21 protein-coding genes are annotated in these 21,184 nt (G+C 42.5%); 13 read left to right on the forward strand and 8 right to left on the reverse strand.

What is annotated here, in order from left to right; genetic code table 11:
* Positions 1 to 5: 5 nt before the first annotated feature.
* Positions 6 to 710 (forward strand): NAD(P)H-flavin reductase, encoded by a 705-nt coding sequence (gene fre, locus WAX86_RS00625; RefSeq protein ID WP_044178915.1) that lies wholly within the window; start codon positions 6 to 8, stop codon positions 708 to 710.
* A gap of 95 nt (positions 711 to 805) precedes the next feature.
* Here fre and WAX86_RS00630 read toward each other — a convergent pair whose 3' ends face one another.
* Entirely contained in the window at positions 806 to 1,699 is an 894-nt protein-coding gene (locus WAX86_RS00630; RefSeq protein ID WP_341488982.1) for a carboxylate/amino acid/amine transporter, read from the reverse strand.
* Positions 1,700 to 1,810: 111 nt separating this feature from the next.
* Complete coding sequence (locus tag WAX86_RS00635) at positions 1,811 to 2,233, reverse strand: universal stress protein (RefSeq protein ID WP_044178921.1); 423 nt, start codon at positions 2,231 to 2,233, stop codon at positions 1,811 to 1,813.
* Between the two features lie 254 nt (positions 2,234 to 2,487).
* On the opposite strand from WAX86_RS00635, the gene ftnA reads away from it, so the two are divergent.
* The 6 genes from ftnA to WAX86_RS00665 all read left to right on the forward strand — a co-directional run bounded on the left by ftnA (position 2,488) and on the right by WAX86_RS00665 (position 6,623).
* On the forward strand, positions 2,488 to 3,015 hold the full coding sequence (ftnA, locus tag WAX86_RS00640; protein WP_005302067.1) for a non-heme ferritin: 528 nt from the start codon (positions 2,488 to 2,490) through the stop codon (positions 3,013 to 3,015).
* Positions 3,016 to 3,098: 83 nt separating this feature from the next.
* Positions 3,099 to 3,437, forward strand: coding sequence for a universal stress protein UspB (gene uspB / locus WAX86_RS00645; RefSeq protein ID WP_036764584.1), 339 nt, complete (start codon positions 3,099 to 3,101; stop codon positions 3,435 to 3,437).
* A 142-nt stretch (positions 3,438 to 3,579) separates the two neighbouring features.
* The gene (locus WAX86_RS00650; protein WP_065170760.1) at positions 3,580 to 4,767 is read left to right on the forward strand and encodes an NAD(P)/FAD-dependent oxidoreductase; all 1,188 of its coding nucleotides are present in this window, start codon (positions 3,580 to 3,582) and stop codon (positions 4,765 to 4,767) included.
* A 311-nt stretch (positions 4,768 to 5,078) separates the two neighbouring features.
* Positions 5,079 to 5,288: a cold-shock protein gene (locus WAX86_RS00655; protein ID WP_005302062.1), complete on the forward strand. Its 210-nt coding sequence runs from the start codon at positions 5,079 to 5,081 to the stop codon at positions 5,286 to 5,288.
* 293 nt (positions 5,289 to 5,581) lie between these two features.
* Positions 5,582 to 5,794, forward strand: coding sequence for a hypothetical protein (locus WAX86_RS00660; protein ID WP_065170733.1), 213 nt, complete (start codon positions 5,582 to 5,584; stop codon positions 5,792 to 5,794).
* Positions 5,795 to 5,945: 151 nt separating this feature from the next.
* Positions 5,946 to 6,623: a prepilin-type N-terminal cleavage/methylation domain-containing protein gene (locus tag WAX86_RS00665; protein WP_044178942.1), complete on the forward strand. Its 678-nt coding sequence runs from the start codon at positions 5,946 to 5,948 to the stop codon at positions 6,621 to 6,623.
* 58 nt (positions 6,624 to 6,681) lie between these two features.
* On the opposite strand, the gene asnC is transcribed toward WAX86_RS00665, so the two are convergent.
* Positions 6,682 to 7,143 (reverse strand): transcriptional regulator AsnC, encoded by a 462-nt coding sequence (gene asnC / locus WAX86_RS00670; RefSeq protein WP_044178945.1) that lies wholly within the window; start codon positions 7,141 to 7,143, stop codon positions 6,682 to 6,684.
* A gap of 161 nt (positions 7,144 to 7,304) precedes the next feature.
* Between asnC and WAX86_RS00675 the strand changes: the two genes are divergently transcribed.
* The 3 genes from WAX86_RS00675 to WAX86_RS00685 all read left to right on the forward strand — a co-directional run bounded on the left by WAX86_RS00675 (position 7,305) and on the right by WAX86_RS00685 (position 11,824).
* Positions 7,305 to 10,448 carry an EAL domain-containing protein gene (locus WAX86_RS00675; protein WP_341488983.1) on the forward strand — a complete coding sequence of 1,048 codons (3,144 nt, stop codon included), beginning with the start codon at positions 7,305 to 7,307 and terminating at the stop codon, positions 10,446 to 10,448.
* A gap of 47 nt (positions 10,449 to 10,495) precedes the next feature.
* Entirely contained in the window at positions 10,496 to 11,269 is a 774-nt protein-coding gene (locus tag WAX86_RS00680) for a class I SAM-dependent methyltransferase (protein WP_044178947.1), read from the forward strand.
* 90 nt (positions 11,270 to 11,359) lie between these two features.
* Entirely contained in the window at positions 11,360 to 11,824 is a 465-nt protein-coding gene (locus tag WAX86_RS00685) for a hypothetical protein (RefSeq protein WP_065170731.1), read from the forward strand.
* Between the two features lie 344 nt (positions 11,825 to 12,168).
* Here the strand turns inward: WAX86_RS00685 and WAX86_RS00690 are convergent, their stop codons facing one another.
* From WAX86_RS00690 to hemC, 4 genes are read right to left on the reverse strand one after another with little or no spacing between them, the layout of a single operon-like run.
* Positions 12,169 to 13,356: a heme biosynthesis protein HemY gene (locus WAX86_RS00690; protein ID WP_065170730.1), complete on the reverse strand. Its 1,188-nt coding sequence runs from the start codon at positions 13,354 to 13,356 to the stop codon at positions 12,169 to 12,171.
* Positions 13,353 to 14,633: a uroporphyrinogen-III C-methyltransferase gene (gene hemX, locus WAX86_RS00695; protein WP_044178955.1), complete on the reverse strand. Its 1,281-nt coding sequence runs from the start codon at positions 14,631 to 14,633 to the stop codon at positions 13,353 to 13,355. Before hemX ends, WAX86_RS00690 begins: the two co-directional genes overlap by 4 nt.
* Before the next feature lie 4 nt (positions 14,634 to 14,637).
* Positions 14,638 to 15,393 carry a uroporphyrinogen-III synthase gene (locus tag WAX86_RS00700; RefSeq protein WP_065170729.1) on the reverse strand — a complete coding sequence of 252 codons (756 nt, stop codon included), beginning with the start codon at positions 15,391 to 15,393 and terminating at the stop codon, positions 14,638 to 14,640.
* Positions 15,393 to 16,325, reverse strand: a complete 933-nt coding sequence (gene hemC, locus WAX86_RS00705) for a hydroxymethylbilane synthase (RefSeq protein WP_036764578.1) — start codon at positions 16,323 to 16,325, stop codon at positions 15,393 to 15,395. Before hemC ends, WAX86_RS00700 begins: the two co-directional genes overlap by 1 nt.
* 357 nt (positions 16,326 to 16,682) lie before the next feature.
* On the opposite strand from hemC, the gene WAX86_RS00710 reads away from it, so the two are divergent.
* Entirely contained in the window at positions 16,683 to 19,304 is a 2,622-nt protein-coding gene (locus WAX86_RS00710) for a class I adenylate cyclase (protein WP_065170728.1), read from the forward strand.
* Between the two features lie 73 nt (positions 19,305 to 19,377).
* Here WAX86_RS00710 and cyaY read toward each other — a convergent pair whose 3' ends face one another.
* The gene (cyaY, locus tag WAX86_RS00715; protein ID WP_005302033.1) at positions 19,378 to 19,689 is read right to left on the reverse strand and encodes an iron donor protein CyaY; all 312 of its coding nucleotides are present in this window, start codon (positions 19,687 to 19,689) and stop codon (positions 19,378 to 19,380) included.
* A gap of 79 nt (positions 19,690 to 19,768) precedes the next feature.
* Here cyaY and WAX86_RS00720 point away from each other — a divergent pair, with 79 nt between their 5' ends.
* Complete coding sequence (locus WAX86_RS00720) at positions 19,769 to 19,885, forward strand: lipoprotein (protein WP_005302030.1); 117 nt, start codon at positions 19,769 to 19,771, stop codon at positions 19,883 to 19,885.
* A 39-nt stretch (positions 19,886 to 19,924) separates the two neighbouring features.
* On the forward strand, positions 19,925 to 21,178 hold the full coding sequence (lysA, locus tag WAX86_RS00725) for a diaminopimelate decarboxylase (protein ID WP_065170727.1): 1,254 nt from the start codon (positions 19,925 to 19,927) through the stop codon (positions 21,176 to 21,178).
* Positions 21,179 to 21,184: the final 6 nt, after the last annotated feature.

Genomic DNA, 21,184 nt, shown 5'->3' on the forward strand with positions numbered 1-21,184 from the left:
AATACATGAAATGCGAAGTAACGTCAGTTGAACCGGTGGCATGCCATACCTATAAAATTTTATTAAAACCTGAGCTTCCGGTTGAGTTTAAAGCTGGCCAGTATCTGCTTGCCGTGATGGGAGAAAAAGATAAGCGCCCATTTTCGATTGCCAGCAGTCCATGTCGCGATGGTGAATTAGAATTACATATTGGTGCTGCTGAACATAACGCTTACGCCTTAGAAGTGGTCGATGCGATGAAAGCGGCATTAGAGCAAGGGGAGGCTATTTCGATTGAAGCACCCCATGGTGAAGCGTGGTTACGTGCCGATAGCGATAAACCTTTACTGCTGGTTGCTGGTGGTACTGGATTTTCTTATGTACGCAGTATCTTAGATAACTGCCTAAGTCGTGGTTTTACTCAACCTATTTTTATCTACTGGGGCGGTCGTGACATTTGTCAGTTGTATGCTAATGATGAGTTACAAGCGCTTGCAAAACAGTATCCAAATGTCACCTATGTACCTGTGGTTGAAACGGCACCAAGCGATTGGCAAGGGAAGGTTGGTAATGTTTTAGATGCGGTAGAGCAAGATTTTGTTAGCCTTAGCGATTACGATATCTATATCTGTGGTCGTTTTGAAATGGCAGGTGCTGCTCGAGAGCGTTTCACCAATGGAAAAGGTGCGATCCGTGAGCGCATTTTTGCTGACGCCTTTTCGTTTATCTAGACGCTTTTTCTAACTATCTCACCTAAATTTTACCGCTTAACGATCATCGCCACCGATTAATGGTGGCGATGTGCTTTTCTCATTATGGTGTCAGGTTATAACTTCTCTGCGCCTTTAATCAGCTGATTGAGCGCTACTTTGCGTTTTACCCAAGTCTCGTTTAACCATAGCGACGCCATAATAATGATACCGCCCACGATTAAACGGGGGTAATCAACATCTCGATTCCAAATAACAATATTCACAATCAGACCTGCAGGGACCAAGGCGTTATTCATTATTGCCAGTGCCCCTGTATTTACCATGGTCGCGCCTTTGTTCCAAATAAAGTATCCCAATCCAGAAGCAACAGTACCTAGGTACACGAGGATCCCCCATTGTAAGTGAGATGTTGGCAACTTTGAGCTATCACCAAAGAGCAAATACATTGGTAGCGCCACGGCAATTGCGCCTAAATAGAACCAGCCAAATACTGTGTGTTGGGGTAAGTCTTGTGGCTCTTTTTCAATGATTTTTTTGTATCCCACTTGGCCTATTGCAAAGCAGAGATTCGCCCCTTGGACAATACAAAAGCCCAAGATAAAGTTTTGGTTGATGCCTTCAAATTTAATAATGGCAGCACCTAATACTGCAATGGCTGCGGTAAGAAGATACCAAGGTGAAAACTGGCGATTTAGAGCATCGTAGATCAGAGTGACATAGATTGGGGTAAAGATAGTAAACAGTAGAACTTCAGGCACCGATAAATAGAGAAATGACTGATAGTAAAAGCAATACATTAAACCGAGTTGGAAGGCACCAACGGCCATCAGTTTAAGTGCGAGAGAAGGATGAAGGTGCTTTGAGCGTAAAAAGGGAGCAAAGACCAAGGCTGCTAAAACGACTCGGGTTAAAACCGAAAACCAAGCATCGACTTGTCCTGCTAAATAAACGCCAATTAGGCTAAATGAAAAAGCCCACAACAGAGTAACTGCAGATAAATATCCCATAATGAGAATGATCTTTATTGGTTAGAAAAACTGCAGTGTAGCGAATATTAATGGAGAAACAAAAACGACCAGTACAAAGACTGATCGTTTAGCACTCATATCATGATGATGTTACTTAAGTGGAACCATTAATAGGTCGACCGGAGTGCGATTAAGCAGCTGCTTGGTTGAAGATAGGATCTTGCTCCAGAAGTCTTGGTGGTGACCGCAAACAACCAATTCAACATGCAGGTCTTTAATTGCGTTGCAAATTTCATCACTCAGATCACCACTGCCAACTAAAGTATGAGCAACAGGATATTCTGCTTTTTCAGCTAATACTTGTAGTTGTTGCTGAGCATCGTTTGCAGCACGATCTTGGGTATCACTAAGGTTAATATCAATCAAGCCAGTGTAAAGCTCAGCATAATTGACATCAATATGAATCAAAGACAGTTGAGCATCGAGTGCCTTGGCGAGATCTGCGGCTTTTTTCAATAAAACAAAGCTCTCTTCAGACAAATCCACTGCCACGAGAATGTGTTTGTAAGCCATAACCTGCGCTCCTTAATGGTGGTTTTTCTCTATCCTAGCACTAGACTTAAAGAAAAAATATGGAGCAGATCCCAACTTGTTCGCCTTTTGTGTGATTTATTATTTTACTAAATTGAAATTGATTTTTTATTGAGATTTTCGTTAGTTAGCTAAAATAATTAAAGAGATTGTCAAGATATCTAATGGAGAGTTGCAATCTCAAGTATGCACAGTAACAATGTCTTTATTACACTAAAATAGAAAGGAGTAATACGATGTTAGCTCAAGCAATGGTTGAGAAACTGAACGAACAAATTAACTTAGAGTTTTTCTCTTCCAACCTGTACCTACAAATGAGTGCTTGGTGTGAAGATAAAGGCTTTGAAGGTGCCGCAGCATTTTTACGCTCACACGCTGTAGAAGAGATGGAGCACATGCAACGTTTGTTCACTTATGTGAGTGAAACAGGTGCGTTACCTATTCTTGGCACAATTGCTGCACCAAAACATGAGTTTGCTTCTCTAGGTGATGTATTCCGTGAAACTTATGAACATGAGCAGTTAATCACTGAAAAGATTAATAAATTGGCGCATGTTGCTTTTACAACACAAGATTACTCCACCTTTAACTTCTTACAGTGGTATGTGGCAGAACAACACGAAGAAGAGAAACTGTTTAAAGGTATTTTAGATAAAATTGAGTTGGTTGGTGAAGATGGTAAGGCGCTATTTTTCATCGATAAAGATCTTGCTGAAATGGCAAAGTCTGGCTCAACTTCAGTAATGGACACTCAAGCGGGTTAAGGCTTATTTAGTATGGGCGTAGTCAGTTTCGCTACGCTCGATAGCTTTTCCCCGCTGGTGAAGGAATATTAGGGGGACCCTCTATGATAAGTGGTGATGCATTTTTGCTTGCTCTGTTTTTGGTTGCTGCTGTGAATACGGCTCGTTATGTCAGTACATTACGAACTTTATTAATGGTGATGCGCGAGTGTGACCCTCTTTTGTATCAACAGGTTGATGGTAGTGGCTTTTTTAAGTCACAAGGAAATGTAAGTAAGCAGATTCGACTGTTTCATTACATTCGTAGTCACCAGTATGAGAAGCACCACGATCCCGTATTTATGGCTAAATGCATTAAGGTTCGTCGCCTCTTTATCCTTGCCAGTTCCTTTATGTTACTGTTTTTTATCTCCATTTTTGTTGTCGCTTATCTGGGGATTTAATGACGTTCGACGAATAGTTATCTCAAGCTTTTCTACGGTTGGTATTTGGGCTTGAGATAGGTAAAATACTGCCTAAAGATGAAAGGATGCTAGTTTGTTAGCATCCTTTTTTATTGTCGATAGTCAATTAGAGCAAACAACAATGGCAAAAAAGTTTGATGTAGTGGTCATAGGTGCAGGTGCGGCAGGCTTAATGTGTGCGGCTGAAGCGGGTAAACGTGGTCGCTCAGTGCTGGTGGTTGATCATGGCAAGAAACCCGGTCGTAAGATTTTGATTTCGGGTGGTGGTCGCTGTAACTTCACTAACTATGATGTCAACGCTAACAACTATGTTTGCCGTAATCCTCACTTTGTTAAATCAGCTCTGTCGCAGTATACCAACTGGGACTTTATTGCCATGGTTGCCAAATACGATATTGCTTATGAAGAGCGAGATCATGGTCAGCTATTTTGTCTGGATTCAGCAAAAGATATCGTCAATATGTTGCTGGCTGAATGCGATCAACCAACAGTTTCACAACGTTACCAAGTTGATGTTCATAATATCGAACAGACAGATTCGGGTTTTCGTTTAATGCTAAATACCGAGTCAGTTGAGTGTGAATCTTTAGTGGTCGCAACCGGTGGTTTGTCGATGCCTAAACTGGGTGCAACGCCATTTGGTTATCAGATTGCTGAGCAGTTTGGTCTGAAAATGGTGCCAACGACCGCAGGTTTAGTGCCATTTACTCTGCATGTTGAAGACAAAGAGGCGTTTGCTGATCTCTCTGGTATTGCTATTCCTGCCGTGGTTGAAACGGAAAATGGGGTGAGTTTTAAAGAGAATTTACTGTTTACCCATCGTGGTTTATCTGGCCCTGTTATTCTCCAAGCCTCTTCTTACTGGTTACCAGGGCAAGCAGTGACTATCGATCTATTACCTGATGTTAGCTTAGATGAAACACTTAATGCGATGCGAGAAAAGCATCCGAATCAAAGCTTGAAAAACTCATTGGCTCGTTTGCTTCCTAAACGTTTGATTGAGGTTCTGATTGAACGAGGCGATCTAGTCGATAAGCCACTAAAACAGTTTAATCCAAAAGATATTAGCCAAATGCACCAGTATTTCCATCACTGGACGATTGCGCCTAATGGCACCGAAGGCTATCGAACTGCAGAGGTCACTCTTGGTGGCGTGGATACGGATGAGCTGTCATCAAAAACGTTAGAAGCGAAGAAGGTAAAAGGTCTGTTCTTTGCTGGTGAAGTGATGGATGTGAGCGGTTGGCTTGGTGGTTATAACTTCCAATGGGCTTGGAGTTCAGGTTTTGTGGTAGGGCAGAACGCATAATTTTGCTGTGAATGATGAAATTGCTCAAAGATATAACTTGAGTAATTTCATCTTATTAACATTTACTTTTACCATTTTGATTAATAAACCTTTACAGCAACACAAATTCCCTGAATAATGACCGTGCTCTGTTGTTCAGAGTTATTAATGAAACATCAAGTCAAAGTAAACCCTCAGTATATCTTCATTTTTGTTGCCATTCTTAGTGTTCCTTCGGTTTATCGTCACATTCAATAATTCAAGCTCAGTGCAAGTACGTCGTAAATTTTTTACGATAACATTATGAATTATATTTAAATAAGGGACAGATTATGTCTAAAGCAACTGGTATCGTTAAGTGGTTCAATGAAGAGAAAGGTTTTGGTTTTATTTCTCAAGACAATGGCGGCGCTGACGTATTCGTTCACTTCCGTGCAATCGCTTCTGAAGGCTTCAAAACTCTAGCTGAAGGTCAAAAAGTATCTTTTGACGTTGAGCAAGGCCAAAAAGGTCCTCAAGCTGCAAACGTTGTAGCTCTATAAGATTTTATTGGCGTAGATAATTCCTATCTACGCCGATTTCCCCTTTCTGTAATACTCGCACTATTTCTCATTAAAATCGCTACAAGTTCCTCGTAATTTCTATTCTTCCAACATCTGCTTTTTGTATTTGTCGTTATGTCCTAGTTTACTTTTTTCTTCTTATCGATTTTATAAAATGAGAAGTGATACTAGTAAGGAATGAAATGTCTCGTTCTGTAGGTCGTAAGCGCTTTTGGTTTCAGCAATGTCGTCAAACAAATAAAATATTAAGTAGCAAATAGGAATGATAAATAATGATTATAAATTTTGATTTATTAAAAGAAAAATGCAGTTGGCAGTCGGAAATTCATCAGTTAAATAGTGATATTTTACGTCGACATATATTACTAAATGGTAAGGTCGACGATTTAGATATGACATTCACTTTTTGTGAGCAAAGCGGAAGTGGTGAGGTTTTGAATAAAAAGAATGAGTTTATTGGTTCATTTTCGATTAAATCCGCCTAATTAATCTAGAATATTTAGTTTAGCTTAACCTTTCACTTCTACCTTTCAATAAATATATTCCACAAAAGCATATAAACCTCTTTTGTTCTCTCGTTTTTTATAAAATTACCGCTTAAGATATTATTATCATTCAAAGTGAGTTAACGATGTTATGAAACGACGATACGGTTTTACACTTATCGAGTTAGTTGTCGTTATTGTCATTGTTGGGATTTTAGCTGTCGTAGCGGCCCCAAAATTTTTGCAATTGAGTCACGATGCGAGAGATGCAGACCTTGAAGGTTTAGCTGCAAGCCTTCGCACCTCAACTGAAACTGTGTATGGCAAAGCTGCTATTGTTGGAAAAGAAACATTACCGAATGCAACCGTTGATGGAGTGGCAATCGCGAATGGATATCCAACAGCCAAAGGGATAACGACAACCTTACAAAATACCCATGATTGGCATATGGTGACCGTCACTCCCAGTGATTTGGGTAATTGGCTCGAATCTTCTATGCTGCGAAAAATTAAAACAGGCTTAACTTTTTTTACCTTAAAAGCGTATGGGGAAAAAGGACAGAGCCTTAAGCAGCAAGTAAAGGCTATTGATGCCGGACAGTGCTATGTTGTGTATATCGATGTTGCCCATAGTGATTCCTCAAAGACCGGCAATAAAACTAACAATCCAGGTTGGTTTTGGGGATTTGTATGCGGCAAGATATTAGCGCCATTTGGAATCGATAAATACGTGCCTTGGTGTCCGACCCATCAAAAAAGCGATGCGAATTCACACTTAAACAGTAATCCAACCCAACCCGCTATTGTTGTGGTTGATAGTGGTTGCTAAGTATAGATATGATGCGGTGGGCTGAGGTTCACCGCTCATTTTTTGCTGCTATTTGTTGCTAAGGTTTTACATTTCGGCTGATTGGATTTTGTAGTGAGATCAGCGTTTCAGTTGATTGAACTTCATCAATCGCTTGCAGTTTATTGATCAACACATGCTGTAACTCTTCAATTGAGCGGCACATAAGTTTTACAAAAATATTGTAAGCTCCGGTGGTGTAATAAGCCTCAACAACCTCATCTAATTGGTTTAATTTCTCCAGTGCTGAGTGATAATCTCGAGCCGCATACAGGTTAATACCAATAAAACAGCAGACGTCATAACCGAGTAATTTGGGATTTACTACCACCTCAGTGCCAGTAATGATACTGGCTGCTCGCATCTTTTCTACCCGAACGTGGACCGTTGCTGGGCTAACATTAAATCGCTTCGCCATTTCAGCATAAGGGGTTCTTGCATCACTCATTAACGCAGCAAGAATATCGCGATCCAGTTCATCAAGGCGGGGAGTTGGCGTCATGTTAAGTCCTTTTTATTTGGTTTATATCAACCATTATTCTGTCAATAATCCATTATATTTCGCTGTTAACAGTAGTAAACCAACGGTTAATAAAATTACAATACGGTTTCATTGGCGATGAAAGCCAGATTTAGCTTAGATTGGATGAATAAGGCGGGTAAGTGGTACTACGTTGGTTTTCTATTGCGCTTTTTTTGATCTCAACATCCGTGTTTGCCGATAGTGTAAAGACGCAAAATGTTTTGGTTATTCACTCGTATCATCAAGGTTTAGGTTGGACCGATGCGGTGCAATCCGGGCTTGAGGATATCACTGCAAATAAAAATATCGCACTTAATGTCAGTTATATGGACAGTAAGCGTTACCAGTCTAAAGCCTATTTACATGAATTGGTGGCTATCTATCGCATTAAGCTTCGTAGTGAAAAATACAGTGCCATTATTGTTACTGATGATCGGGCGCTATGGCTTATTGACCAATTGGGTAGTGAAATTGGTAATACACCCGTTATTATTGGCGGCATTAATAATTACTCGGCCAATAAACACCAATCGATTGCTAAAATCGCTGGATTTATCGAATTGCAAGATGCTGGCGATAATATTCAATTAGCACTTAATGTGAAGCCCAATCTTAAGCAAGTTTTCCTTATTGCCGATGATACCTTAACGGGTAAATCAATGTGGCAGTCTGCTCTTAATTATTTACGTCAGCATCCTAACCCAGATATTACTTTTACTCGTATGGGGCAGTACTCATTTAAAGAGATGTTCGATCAAGCCAAATGGCTTCCCCAAGATTCTGCTGTGATCTTTCTCAGTTACTTCATTGATGGCTTAGGAAACTACATGCCAAGTGATGAGTTTTTATCGCAGTTTACTGCAAATGCATCGGCTCCTGTGTTTGTTCCATACAGTTATATGCTCAATTATGGCGCTTTAGGTGGTGTGGTAACCAGTGGCTATAAATTAGGGCTAGGACTTGGCGAGTTATTAGAACAAGTATTGCAAGGAAAGGTCACCCATTACCCTTATATCCGTCCCAATAAAAACGAAGTGATGTTTAACTATCAAGCTTTGAGTCGTTGGGGGATCAGTATTGGTAATGAACAAGCTTTAGTCGTAAATCGTCCACTATCTTGGTTTGAACGTCACCATAAAGAGCTTAAAACATTGGGATTTGTGGTATTGGTGATGGGATCGGTGATTATTTTATTGAGCCTGATGATTCGTCATTTACGCCGCAGTGAACAACAATTACAGCGCAGCCAAGCTCTATTTGAAACGGTATTTGACCAGAGTTTTCAGTATATAGGGATATTGGACTTACATGGCCATTTAGTTTCAGCGAACTTAGCTTTGCAAGAGATGCTTGGTGATGATGGCGTGAAGTTTGATCGACCAATTTGGCGATGGTTGTGTTGGAACAGTGATACCGCAAGTCAACTCAATCAGGCTTTTTTAGCTGCAGATACTGAATTTTTACTGCGTTTTGAAGCAAAAGCACAGAGTCAAAACGACGGTATTCGGATTCTTGATATATCGCTGAAAGCCATGCCATACCAGGCGACAACAGAGCCTCAAATTCTGTTTGAAGCTCGGGATATGACCAGCCGTCGGCAGATGGAGCAGAAACTACGCGAACGTGAAGTGAGTTATCACTTACTGTATGAGCAGCAGCCTGTTATTTTGCTAACGATAGATAATAGCGCAAGAATTCAATCGGTTAATCAGTTTGCTGCAGATCTGCTTGGTTACCATAAACGAGATCTATTAGGGCATAAGATCACTGAATTTTATCTTGAAGGCATTTTACCTCCGCACCAAATTATTTCTCATTCAGGGATAGAGTCGCGCGAAGTATGGCGTCGTCAGGTGCAATATCGTCGAGCTGATGGTGAAACGGTGTGGGTGCGTGAAACGGTTCGTCAGGCTCAGGCTAAACATCAATTGTTGATTGTGGGGGAAGACATCACATCAACTCGCGAATTGGAACAGCGCTTAGCTTATCAAGCCAATCATGATTACTTAACTGGGTTGTACAACCGCAGCTATTTCGAATCGCAGTTGGAATTAGCACTTGATGAAGCTCAACAGCAAGATGTGCAACATGCGATGCTGTATATCGATCTGGATCAGTTTAAGGTTATTAATGATACCGCAGGCCATGAAGCTGGAGATGAGGCGCTTAAGCAGGTTGCATTAGGCCTACAAAACTTAGCAACGGAAAATACGATTCTGGCTCGTTTAGGTGGCGATGAATTTGCCGTTATTCTACGTCATTGTGATGAAGAGCAAGCGCTTGCTTTAGGACGGAAAATTCTACACTTACTCGATGATGCTGAGTTTCTATGGCAAAACACCCGTTTCAATTTTAGCTGCTCATTGGGTATTCGTTTAATTGATAAAACCGCAGGTTCTCCGCAGCAAATACATGCTCAGGCAGATACAGCGTGTTATGTGGCAAAAGATGAAGGGCGTAATCGTCTCCATCTCTATCGTCCCGATGATGAAGAGCTTAAGCGCCGCGAACATGAGATGCATTATGTGAATCGAATTCGTCGTGCACTTGCTGAGTGTCGCTTTGAATTGTATGCCCAGCAGATTGCGCCTATTGGCCGTAGCAGTAAACATCATCATTATGAAATCTTACTTAGAATGCGAGAGCAAGATGGTTCCATTGCCTCTCCTGGAGTCTTTATTCCTGCTGCTGAGCGTTACAATCTAGCTCATCTATTGGATCGTTATGTCATTCAACAGGTATTAAGTTGGTATCAACAACATCCTGAAGCGATAGAAAAATTGGGGCATTGTTCGATTAATTTATCTGGGCAATCAATTGGTAATCAAGAGTTTGTACAGTTCCTGTTACATAAAATTCGGCATAGTACGGTTCCTGCCAATAAAATTTGTTTAGAAATTACGGAAACCGCGGCCATTGGTAATATGACTCAAGCAATCTCTCTATTTACACAGTTAAAAGAGCTAGGATGTTTGATCTCTTTAGATGATTTTGGCTCGGGGTTATCGTCTTTTGGTTATTTAAAACGTATGCCTGTCGATGTGCTAAAAATTGATGGCATGTTTGTTCGAGATATAGATAAAGACGATATGGATTTCGCTATGGTTAAAGCGATCAATGAACTGGCTAAGAAAATGGGTAAACAGACAGTTGCAGAGTTTGTCGAAAACAAAGCCATTTTAGATAAGCTCGAAAGCTTAGGTGTTGATTATGCCCAGGGGTATTACTTTGGTCAGCCTAAGCCGTTAGCGGAGTTGGTCGACGATTTAAGCCAAGAACAATAACCAGTGATATAATCACTTTGAAATAATCATAATCACCGGAGAATACCGTGCACATCGCTTTAATATGTGAAGCACCAGAGCGACAATCAGAGCTCGATACCTTGGCACAACGTTGGGGTTTACACCATGATGACAGCAGTGAGTTTGCGTTAGTACTAACGGCAGAACAGCTGGAACTTCGTAAATTAGATGAGCCTAAATTGGGTGCGGTATTTGTCGATTTAGCTGGTGGTGCGGTAGCTCATCGTCGTAAGTTTGGTGGTGGTCGAGGCCAAGCAATTGCTAAAGCTGTTGGTTTGAAAAGTGGGGTTAACCCTATCGTATTAGACGGCACTGCAGGCTTGGGACGTGATGCGTTTGTGCTCGCATCGCTTGGTTGTACCGTATATATGGTTGAGCGTCATCCTGTGGTTGCGGCGCTGTTAGATGACGGTTTACAACGGGCGCAGAATGATAGCGAGATTGGCACTTGGGTTGGAGATCGAATGCACCTACTGCACGCCTCAAGTCACGACGCCTTATATCAATTGGCAGAGCAAGATGGCTTTGTTGCTCCTGATGTTGTTTATCTTGATCCTATGTTTCCTCATAAAAAGAAATCCGCATTGGTTAAAAAAGAGATGCGAGTTTTCCAAACATTAGTTGGTGCTGATTTAGATGCCGATGCTTTGTTTGCACCTGCAATGGCATTGGCAACAAAACGTGTTGTCGTTAAACGCCCTGATTACGCAGAATTCTTAGCTGGAGAGCAGCCATCAATGGCCATTGAAACTAAGAAAAATCGTTTCGATGTGTATGTTAAAGCAGGGATGAAAGCGTAATTAAATCGAGCAATAAATTTTCTGGTATTACGAATCATTATCGTTTAATGTGAGGGGAATATTTCCGTTGTCATTGAAGGAGTGCTATCAATGACTAAATCACTGTGTAAGTATCGTCGTGCTGAAATATCAGATCAGTTTGCATTGATCTCGCAGATTGTGAGTGAGCCTAATTATATTTGTAGTAGCTGTACACGCGTTGCCAGTGATAAAGCGTATTTGTGTAAGCCTAGTGCGCTTAATCAGCATAAAGTATTGCTCAATCCTGCACCTTTAGCTATTACGGGGCTAGCAACAGCAGAAGCTTTGATTGTTGATAATAATATTGAAGCTTTACCTCAACCCTCAGCAGTAGGGCAAGCTCGACTGGAAACACTGGCTGCAGCACAAGCGGAGCCGGAAATTGAGGTTCAGGAACAAGAATGTGTTGTAACAAAAGCGAAGAAATTGAAAAAGCTGGCGAAGAAGAAAGCAAAACTGCTGAAGAAAACCGCTAAGGCCGTTAAAAAATACGAGAAAGCTCTCGCTAAAGCGAAGTTAAGTATGGGTATTTAACTGTCCCGAATAAACAAAAAGGCCTCCCAGTGATGTGGAGGCCTTTTTATTAGTTTGATTCTTTGATCAGAACCGCGGTCATCAAGCAAGTAATTACAGAAATTACAATGCCCGATACGATTAACCAAGGAAGCATATCCATAGCCAATTATCCGTCTTGTGAGCAATGAGAAACCGTATTGAACAGGTTTTACAATTTGTTAGCAATGGGACAGATATAAGTTGAAATGGCTGTTAACAGTTAGAAACATCTTTGGTTATTTATTGCGATAATCATCTGAATTTGAGATAAAAAAAGCGCCCATCAGGGCGCTTTTAACTCATTTAAATCTTGGTGGTAAATGTTAAATTTTGGCTGGAAGTGCCAAATTTAATGCTTGGCGAGATGCCTGTGCTGCAGCTTGGCTATCATCAAGATTTTCTAATGCTTGTACTAGGTGTGCGTAATCAGAAACATCTGGACGCAACGCCACGGCTTGAGTGAAGTGCTCTTTTGCTTCTTGCCACTTACCATCAGCAGCGAACATTTGGCCTAATGCACTGTGAGTTGCTGCATTACGGCTATCATGGCGAAGTAAATCTTGCAGGCGAACAATTGCAGGATGGTTATCTGATAGCTTTAACTTAGGTACTAAGTTAATCAAAGTGTCATCAGATGTCTTCTTCAAGTATTCGCGAAGCACAGTGTAAGCATCGTTATCTGCATTGCAGTTAATCATTTGCTCAACAAAAGCGGCGACTAAAACGGATTGCTGTTTTAGCTTACGATTTAGGCCATTCCAGTGGCTCATCAAGCCATCGCTTCCAGACTGTTTTGCAATCTGTGCCATTAGGCCGCGCTGAGCATCAAGTTCAAGCTGGTTTTTGGTCTCTGTGGTGATAACGCCATCTTTTTCAAGTTGAGGCAGAATCTCAAGTAGCGCTTTCCAATCTTCTAGTTGGATATAGCACTCTTTAAGTAGGTTCAGCACAATCAGATTTCGACCATTATCACGCTTAATTTCTTGAAGAGTCGCTAGAGCTTGCTCATATTGTTGCTGGCGAATTTGCAGTTTCGCTCGAACTAAACCCACCGCTAGGTTTTGACCGTCACACTCAGCAGCGCGCTTTAGGTACTCATCACGTTGATCGGTATTACCCAGCTCTTGTGACGCTTCTGCTGCAGCTAAGTAGTTCAAAACAGGCGCATCACTGTTTTTTGCCGCTTTTGTTACTAATTTCTCTGCTTGCTTCCAATCACCTTCGATAACTTTTACTAAGCCATCTGCAGTAAGAGTTCGTGCTTTACGTGCTTTACGCTGGCTGAACCAACCACGAGTTGAGCTACCCATGGAAAATAGACCACGAAGGATAAATTCAACAACAAAGAATAGGGCAAGCAGAGCAACAATTAAGATAACCAGAGTGGTTAGGCTCATCTCAATGGTTTGCTCGGCAAATGAGATCAGTACATAACCTTGGCTACCTGCCAGGTCTGGGCCGACAACAATACCTGCAATTAAGGCTGCAATTAGGAGGAGCAGTTTTATCATGCTTGATTCTCCTGTGATACTACTTGAGGTGCACTCTGTGTTTCTGTTGCTTCAGTTTTAACTTCAGTCTCTACTTTAGCTTCAGTTTTTGGTGCTGCTTTTACTTCAGAAACTGCTGGTTTTACCGCTTCTGCTTTGCTCTCTTCAGTCGCTAGGCTCTTCACTTGGCTACGTAAGCGCTCACTAATGATGTTAGTTAAGATCGCTTGTGCTTTAAGCTGCTTAGGATATACCGCTTCAATATTTTGGTTCTCTAGCTGCTCAAGTGTTTTGACAAAGCTTTGTACCGCAGGTGATGACATGTCGTAGTACTGTTCAGCCCATTTTTGCGCTGTAATCAGTGACTGTTTGTACACTTCACCTTGTTCGCGGTAAACCGCACGAATGGCAGTTTCTAGCTTGTTCTTAATGTTCTCTTGTAGGTAGAAATCTTGTTGTGGCGATAGTAGTGGAACAACATTACCGTCACGCTTACGATAGGTAATGAAGTGATCGCTGAAGTTTTCTAGCGAAGTCATTAAGTTCGCTTTCCAGTCATTGACTGACTGAGAAACGGTTTGTGCTTTTTGCTCAAGTGCTTTTGGCATTAAAGCGTTAGCAAGAGGCAGGGAATCAACGTGTTGCTCAAGACTCGTTAAGCGTAATACCAAACCATCACGATCAACACGGGCTACTGCTTTAAGTGAGGTGATATCGTTGTTTAGTGCTAAACGTAGATCTTTAAGGCTCGGATCGTTTAGCTCTGCAATACGGTGATCTGCCGCTTCTAGTAGCACAGTTGCACTATTAACATCGTGCTCTAGCCACAATTTACGACCTGCCATTTTGGTTAGGTAATCGGCTTCAGCCAATAGCCAGTCGTTTGGACTGCGACCTTTCATTTCAGCCAGAGCCATCTGTAGGCTAGAAATGGATTTCTCTTGTTGGTTTAGCGCAACTTCAGTGCTTGTTAGAGTCGTATTTACTTTACTCAGAACACTTTGTTCGTTACTTGCTAGTGAATTTTTCAAGCCACTTAACTGATTTTGTAGCGCAGTAATTTGAGCTTCTTGAGCGAGGCTTTGCTGGTGGCCGTGATAATACAGGCCGCCACCTAGAGCAATGACAAGCGCGATAGCAATCAGACCGGTTTTGCTGCCACCACTTTTTTGTTGTGGTGCCGGTTTAGGTGCTTTTGGTGCAGTGTCCTTTGCAGCTTTCGTCGGTTGAGCTTTTGCACCGGATGGTGCTTGTTGCTTCTCTGCAGCGCTGTCATTGGTTATTTTTTTTTCAGTCATCCGATTATCCCATCGTGCTCATATTGCTTAGGAACGTGAAGAGTGCTTGATTTGAGGCACTACCCACGGTGGAAATATGTGTAAAACCAAGTTGTGAAGCTTGGTCGGCGATACGTTGGCTTGGTACGAAAAGATGGCAATTGAGAAACCAAGCGTGATTATGTTGCGGTACGAGTTGGTGGAGAAAAGCAAGTTGTTCACCGCTGGTAACCACCAATTTATCGACCTGTTGTTGCAGCCAAGAGTCTGCCAATGTTGTGCCATCTAATGGCAGCCAGCAACGCTGATAGGTTTCACAATAGTGAACTTCAGCATGGCGAGCGATTAGCTCTTGACGAATCAGCTCTCGACCGCCATTGCCGCGTAGAATCAGTACTCGACGATGGTGAATCTGTTGCAACTCTGGGAGTGCTAAGAGCCCTTCACTATCACAACGGTGTTGCGGCATTAAAACGCTTTGACCGGTAACTTTTGCTAAAGTTGCGGCGGTTTTATGACCAACGGCCATATAATGCACGTTTTTTGGCCAGCTCGCACCTTGTGACTGTAAATAATTGTGCGCTAATTTGACTGCATGATCACTGACTGCAATCAGAAAATCATCAGATTTTAGCCAATTTAGTTGAGAAATGAGTAGATCTACTTCATCTCCTGACGTAATAGCCAGTAATGGTTGATGAATTGCGGTTAAGCCCACCGCACAAAGCTGGTGAGCTAACTGTTCGCCATCAGGGCTAGGCCGAGTTACTAAAATGGTCATTAGTGTTCTTGATATAGGCGCTCAAGAATAGGTTTTGCGCCATCGGCTAGCAATTGTTCTGCTAGTTGAGTACCTAAAGCTTCTGCATCGTTGGCAGAACCGCTAATTTCACCACGGACAATTTGGCTACCATCAGGTTCACCAACAAGTGCTCGTAGCCAAATTTGATCGCCTTGCAACTCAGCATAGCTACCAATTGGCACCTGGCAGCCACCTTGAAGGCGGTTATTCATAGCACGCTCACATAACACTCGAGTCGCGGTTTCTTGGTGGTTTAGAGCCGCAAGTAGATCTCGAACGCGAGTATCATCTAAACGACACTCAATGCCGACTGCACCTTGGCCCACAGCGGGTAAGCTAGTTTCAGGTGCAATTGCTGCACGAATGCGGTCGTCCATTTTAAGACGCTTTAAACCCGCACACGCCAAAATAATTGCATCGTATTCGCCATCATCGAGTTTGCGGAGGCGAGTATTTACGTTACCACGCAGATCTTTAACAATCAGATCTGGACGTTGTGAGCGTAGTTGACATTGACGGCGAAGGCTTGAAGTACCAACAATTGATCCTTGAGGTAGCTCTTCTAGTGAGTTGTAGCGGTTGGAAACAAAGGCATCGCGAGGGTCTTCACGTTCACAAATAGTGACAAGCCCAAGACCTTGTGGAAACTCAACGGGAACATCTTTCATTGAGTGAACGGCGATATCGGCGCGGCCTTCTAGCATAGCCACTTCGAGTTCTTTTACAAACAGCCCTTTACCACCTACTTTTGCCAATGGCGTATCTAAAATAACATCACCTTTGGTGACCATAGGAACTAGCTCTACGACCAAGCCAGGATGCGCTTTTTCCAGTTCTGCTTTGACAAATTCTGCTTGCCACATTGCTAGTGGACTCTTACGAGTGGCAATGCGAATAGGGGTATGGGACATAGTAAAAGGACCTATTAACTGACAGTACTTAAATGAATGTAGACTAATCCTACCACTCATTGCCTATCTGGGTCATGAACTTGTTGTTGTCCTGTTATTTCCCTGATGTTCGTCGTATTATTATTGAGATTTTTGTGAATAACATCACAGTTGCTGCGAGCGATCAACGGCTTAGAGAATGGCTACTGTTGAGTTATCAGATTCATACTTATTTAATAGGGAAATTTTCAAAATCTGAAGATGGCTCATGAGTGCTGAAAAGCTGAGTCATATAGCGTCATTAACTTTACGGGTAATACAAAAACTGTTAAATTGATCACGTTTTTGCTCACGGGTAGCACACAGGCTGCCATATTAATGACAAGATTTGGGCCGCTTAACGCTGGCAGCTCTTGGAAGAGTAATTTGCATAATTATATCAAGACGTTAAAGAGTAGATTAGAGTCGTTTAATCAACTGCGTATTGAACGTGCACGCATTGCGATGGATGCGCAATCAGTACAGGTTTTTGACCTTCTACCAGTCTTACTTCATATCAATCATCCGGCTTTACCTGGATACCTCGACGATGAGGTACCGCAGGGGATTGCTGGTTTCTCACTTTCTCATACTCAACAGCAGTTTGTTGATGACTGTGGTTTGACTGCAGACAAAGCCGTCGCACCTCTTAACATTGCTGATGATCTTTGTCCGATTACTGGCTTATATGCGATGGGCAGTACTGCATCGATCGGTCAAAGCCTTACCAGCGATTTAGATATTTGGGTCTGCATTCGTGCCGATCTGTCATCTGAGTTGCGCCAAATCTTAGACAGTAAATGTTCCTTGGTTTCAGAGTGGGCAATGAGCCAAGGGGTTGAAGCGAACTTTTTCTTAATTGATGAAAATCGCTTCCGTCACAATTTCTCAGAAGAGATGACCGGAGAAAACTGTGGTTCTAGCCAGCACTTGTTGTTGTTGGATGAGTTCTACCGTTCAGCCGTTTGTTTGGCCGGTTTACCGTTGCTTTGGTTTATGGTGCCGCCTGAGATGGAAGAGTGTTACGACCAATATGTCGATTACCTTGAACAGCAAGGTCATATTTGTCGTAGTGAGTGGGTCGATTTTGGCGGGGTCAGTCGTATTCCTGCTGAAGAGTATTTTGGCTCAAGTCTGTGGCAACTTTATAAGAGTATCGATTCTCCTTATAAGTCGGTGTTAAAAGCGATTTTATTGGAAGCGTATTCTTGGGAGTATCCACACACTCAATTATTGAGCTTAGATGGTAAGCGTCGTTTCTTTGCCGAAGATCGTACTGAATACTGTATGGACGCGTACTATTTAATGCTAGAAAAAGTGACGCGTTATCTCGTGCGAATTGATGATCATCGTCGCTTGGATTTGGTTCGTCGCTGTTTTTATCTCAAAACACACGAGAAGCTAACTCGAACACCAGCATTGGGGTCAGTGGCTTGGCGTCGTCGTGTGCTGGAGCAACTAACCGAGCAGTGGCAGTGGACTCCAGCCGATCTGTGGGCGCTCGATAATCGCCGTAACTGGAAAGTAAATCAGGTTAAACAAGCTCATAACGAACTGCTTGATGCGTTAATGTTGAGCTACCGTAACCTGATTCGATTTGCGCGCCGCAATAATATTACATCGGCGATAAGCCCCGAAGATATCAGTATCTTAGCGCGTAAACTTTATGCGGCATTCGAGGTGCTACCGGGCAAAGTGACTCTGCTTAACCCTCAGATATCCCCCGATTTGCATGAGCAAGATCTGACATTAATTCAGGTACCTGCGGGCCGGACAAATACCGCAGGTTGGTATCTGTATAAGCAGCCATTAGAGCCGTATGCTATCTTGGGTCAGCCGGCTCTTGAGCATAACCGTTATCTCTCTAAGTTGGTGGCGTGGGCTTATTTTAATGGCTTATTAACTGAGTCGACATGTCTACATACTGTGGTTCGTGACAGTGATATGGACATTGATAAGCTGTATCAGTTGGTGAGTGATATTCGCAATACGTTCACCATACGTCGACCACAACCAAGCTTGCAGGCGCTATCGAGTCCGTGTGAAATTCGCCAGTTGGGTATCTTTATTAACTTAGAACAAGACCCAACCACTGAATTAAAAAATCGCTCATCGGTTCGTTTTGACTTTAAAAATACCGACATCTTTAGCTATGGCCCAGAGCAACACTGCTTAGTGGGGAGTGTGGATCTGGTCTATCGTAACTCATGGAATGAAGTTCGTACTTTGAACTTTAAAGGTGAGAGTGCGATGTTGGATGCACTGAAAACCATTTTGGGTAAGATGCACCAAGATGCCATACCGCCAGAGTTGGTTGATGTTTTTTGTTACAGCAAGCATATGCGTGGTTTGATTCGAAACTTAGTGTACCAGTTGGTGGCTGAGTGTATTGAAATGCGCTTAAAACCTGTAGAACAAGAGAAACGTCGCCGTTTTAAAGCCATTCGTATTGGCAACCAGATGTATGGTCTGTTTTTTGAACGTCGTGGCGTTTCGGTTCAGAAGCTGGAAAATTCCATCGACTTTTATCGCAGTATTTCTGCAAACAAGCTGATTGGTTCAGCAAATACTGTGGTGGAAATGGGAGAAGAGCCTCATCCACCTGAAATTGTTGATGCTTATGCCAGTGAAGGTCTAATTCAGTTCTTCTTTGAAGATTGTGATGATGGTTTCAATATCTATATTTTAGATGAAACCAACCGCATTGAAGTCTATCGTCAGTGTGGTGGTGACAAAGATGAATTGGTACATGGGGTAAACCGTTTTTATACTTCAGCACAAGACCGCTTTAGTTACAGCGCGAATTTCATCAACTTTAATTTGCCGCAGTTCTACGACATCGTCCATAACGAGAAAGGGGTACAAGTGTTACCTTATAAAAGTGGTCAGCAAATGCAGCGTCGCCCGCAAACGGGTAATAACAATACGCTGCCAAATATTGCTAATTATTCGCCTCGTTAATTTTGTAGCATAGATAAAAAAGCCTTCAATTTGTGAAGGCTTTTTTGATCGTGAGGCAAAAAGAGATTGGGATTTACCAATCAACCGATTCGCCAGCATGTAGTGAACATTCACGTTTGACTACATCGAAGAACTCATCACCACTGCGAGTGCAGCGCCATTGACCATCTTGGTATTGGAAGTGATAACCCCCTGATTTTGAAGCTAGCCACAGTTCGTGCAGCGGTTCTTGGCGGTTAATAACAATCTGACTGCGATTTTCAAACTCAAGAGTTAATACGTTACCTGTGATTTCAGGTTCAATATCTACCCCTGATTCTTCAACGCCTTCTTCAATTGCCATAAAGGCTTGTTCAGCCAATTGATGGTATTCTGTATCGTTCATCCCACGCTATCCTATTGCTTTTCCTGCTCTGAGTGAGATTATAAAGGGCATTGACAGGATAATCACGGCTTTATAAAAAATGCGTAAAGGTTTAGTAGCAATTTTCATCTTCACAATCTTGGCACTTACTGGGTGTGGTCAAAGTGGCGCGCTGTATATGCCAAAAGATCAACCGGACCAGTCTCAAGCTCAATAACGGTATTGAATAGGCTTATATTAACAGGGAAGAAACACATTGGATTATTTTAATTATCAGCAAGATGGCCAATTGTGGGCCGAGCAAGTTTCGGCACAATCATTGGCTGCGCAGTACGGTACCCCGCTTTATGTTTACTCTCGCGCAACGTTAGAGCGTCATTGGCAGGCGTTCGATCGTGCCGTTGCTTCTCACCCTCATTTAATCTGCTATGCGGTAAAAGCCAATTCAAATTTGGCGGTCTTAAATGTGTTGGCAAAACTGGGCTCGGGCTTTGATATCGTTTCGTTAGGGGAGCTTGAGCGTGTAATTGCCGCAGGTGGTGACCCAAGTAAAGTGGTGTTTTCTGGTGTGGGTAAAACGGTGGCAGAGATGACGCGCGCTTTATCTCTTGGGATAAAATGTTTCAATGTGGAATCTGAGCCAGAACTTGAACGATTAAATCAGGTGGCGGCAGAGTTAGGTGTGATTGCGCCTATTTCACTACGTATTAATCCAGATGTGGATGCGAAAACTCACCCTTATATTTCAACCGGCCTACGTGATAATAAATTTGGTATCACTTTTGAGCGAGCATTAGATGTATATCGCTTAGCCCACCGTTTGCCAAACCTTAATGTGGTGGGGATGGATTGTCATATTGGTTCGCAACTTACCGAAATTACCCCATTTATTGATGCTGTTGATCGCCTGCTAAGCTTAATAGATACGTTAGCCGACGAAGGTATTACTATCGCTCATCTTGATGTTGGTGGCGGACTTGGGGTGACTTATGATCAAGAACAACCTCCTGAGCCATCAGATTATGCTATCGCGTTATTGGAACGTTTAAACCAGTATCCAGAATTGGAGCTGATTTTTGAGCCTGGTCGTGCCATTGCCGCTAATGCCGGTATTTTGCTAACTCGGGTTGAGTATCTAAAACATACGGAATATAAAAACTTTGCCATTGTTGATGCTGCGATGAATGATCTGATTCGTCCGACACTTTATTCAGCTTGGCAGGCCATCATTCCTGTCTCTCCTCGTCAAGGTGAGATGCAGACTTACGATATTGTTGGACCAATTTGTGAGACGGGTGACTTTATCGGTCGAGATCGTCAACTTGCGCTAGAGCCCAATGATCTTTTAGCGGTGCGCTCAGCTGGAGCTTATGGCTTTGTTATGGCCTCAAACTACAATACTCGCGCCCGTGCCGCAGAAGTCATGGTCGATGGTGAGCAGAGCTATTTAGTCCGTCAACGTGAAACACTACAACAGTTGTGGCAGGGTGAAAGCCTGCTACCAGAATAAGGAATG

It is taken from the genome of Photobacterium damselae subsp. damselae (assembly GCF_038086725.1).
Lineage (GTDB): Bacteria > Pseudomonadota > Gammaproteobacteria > Enterobacterales > Vibrionaceae > Photobacterium > Photobacterium damselae.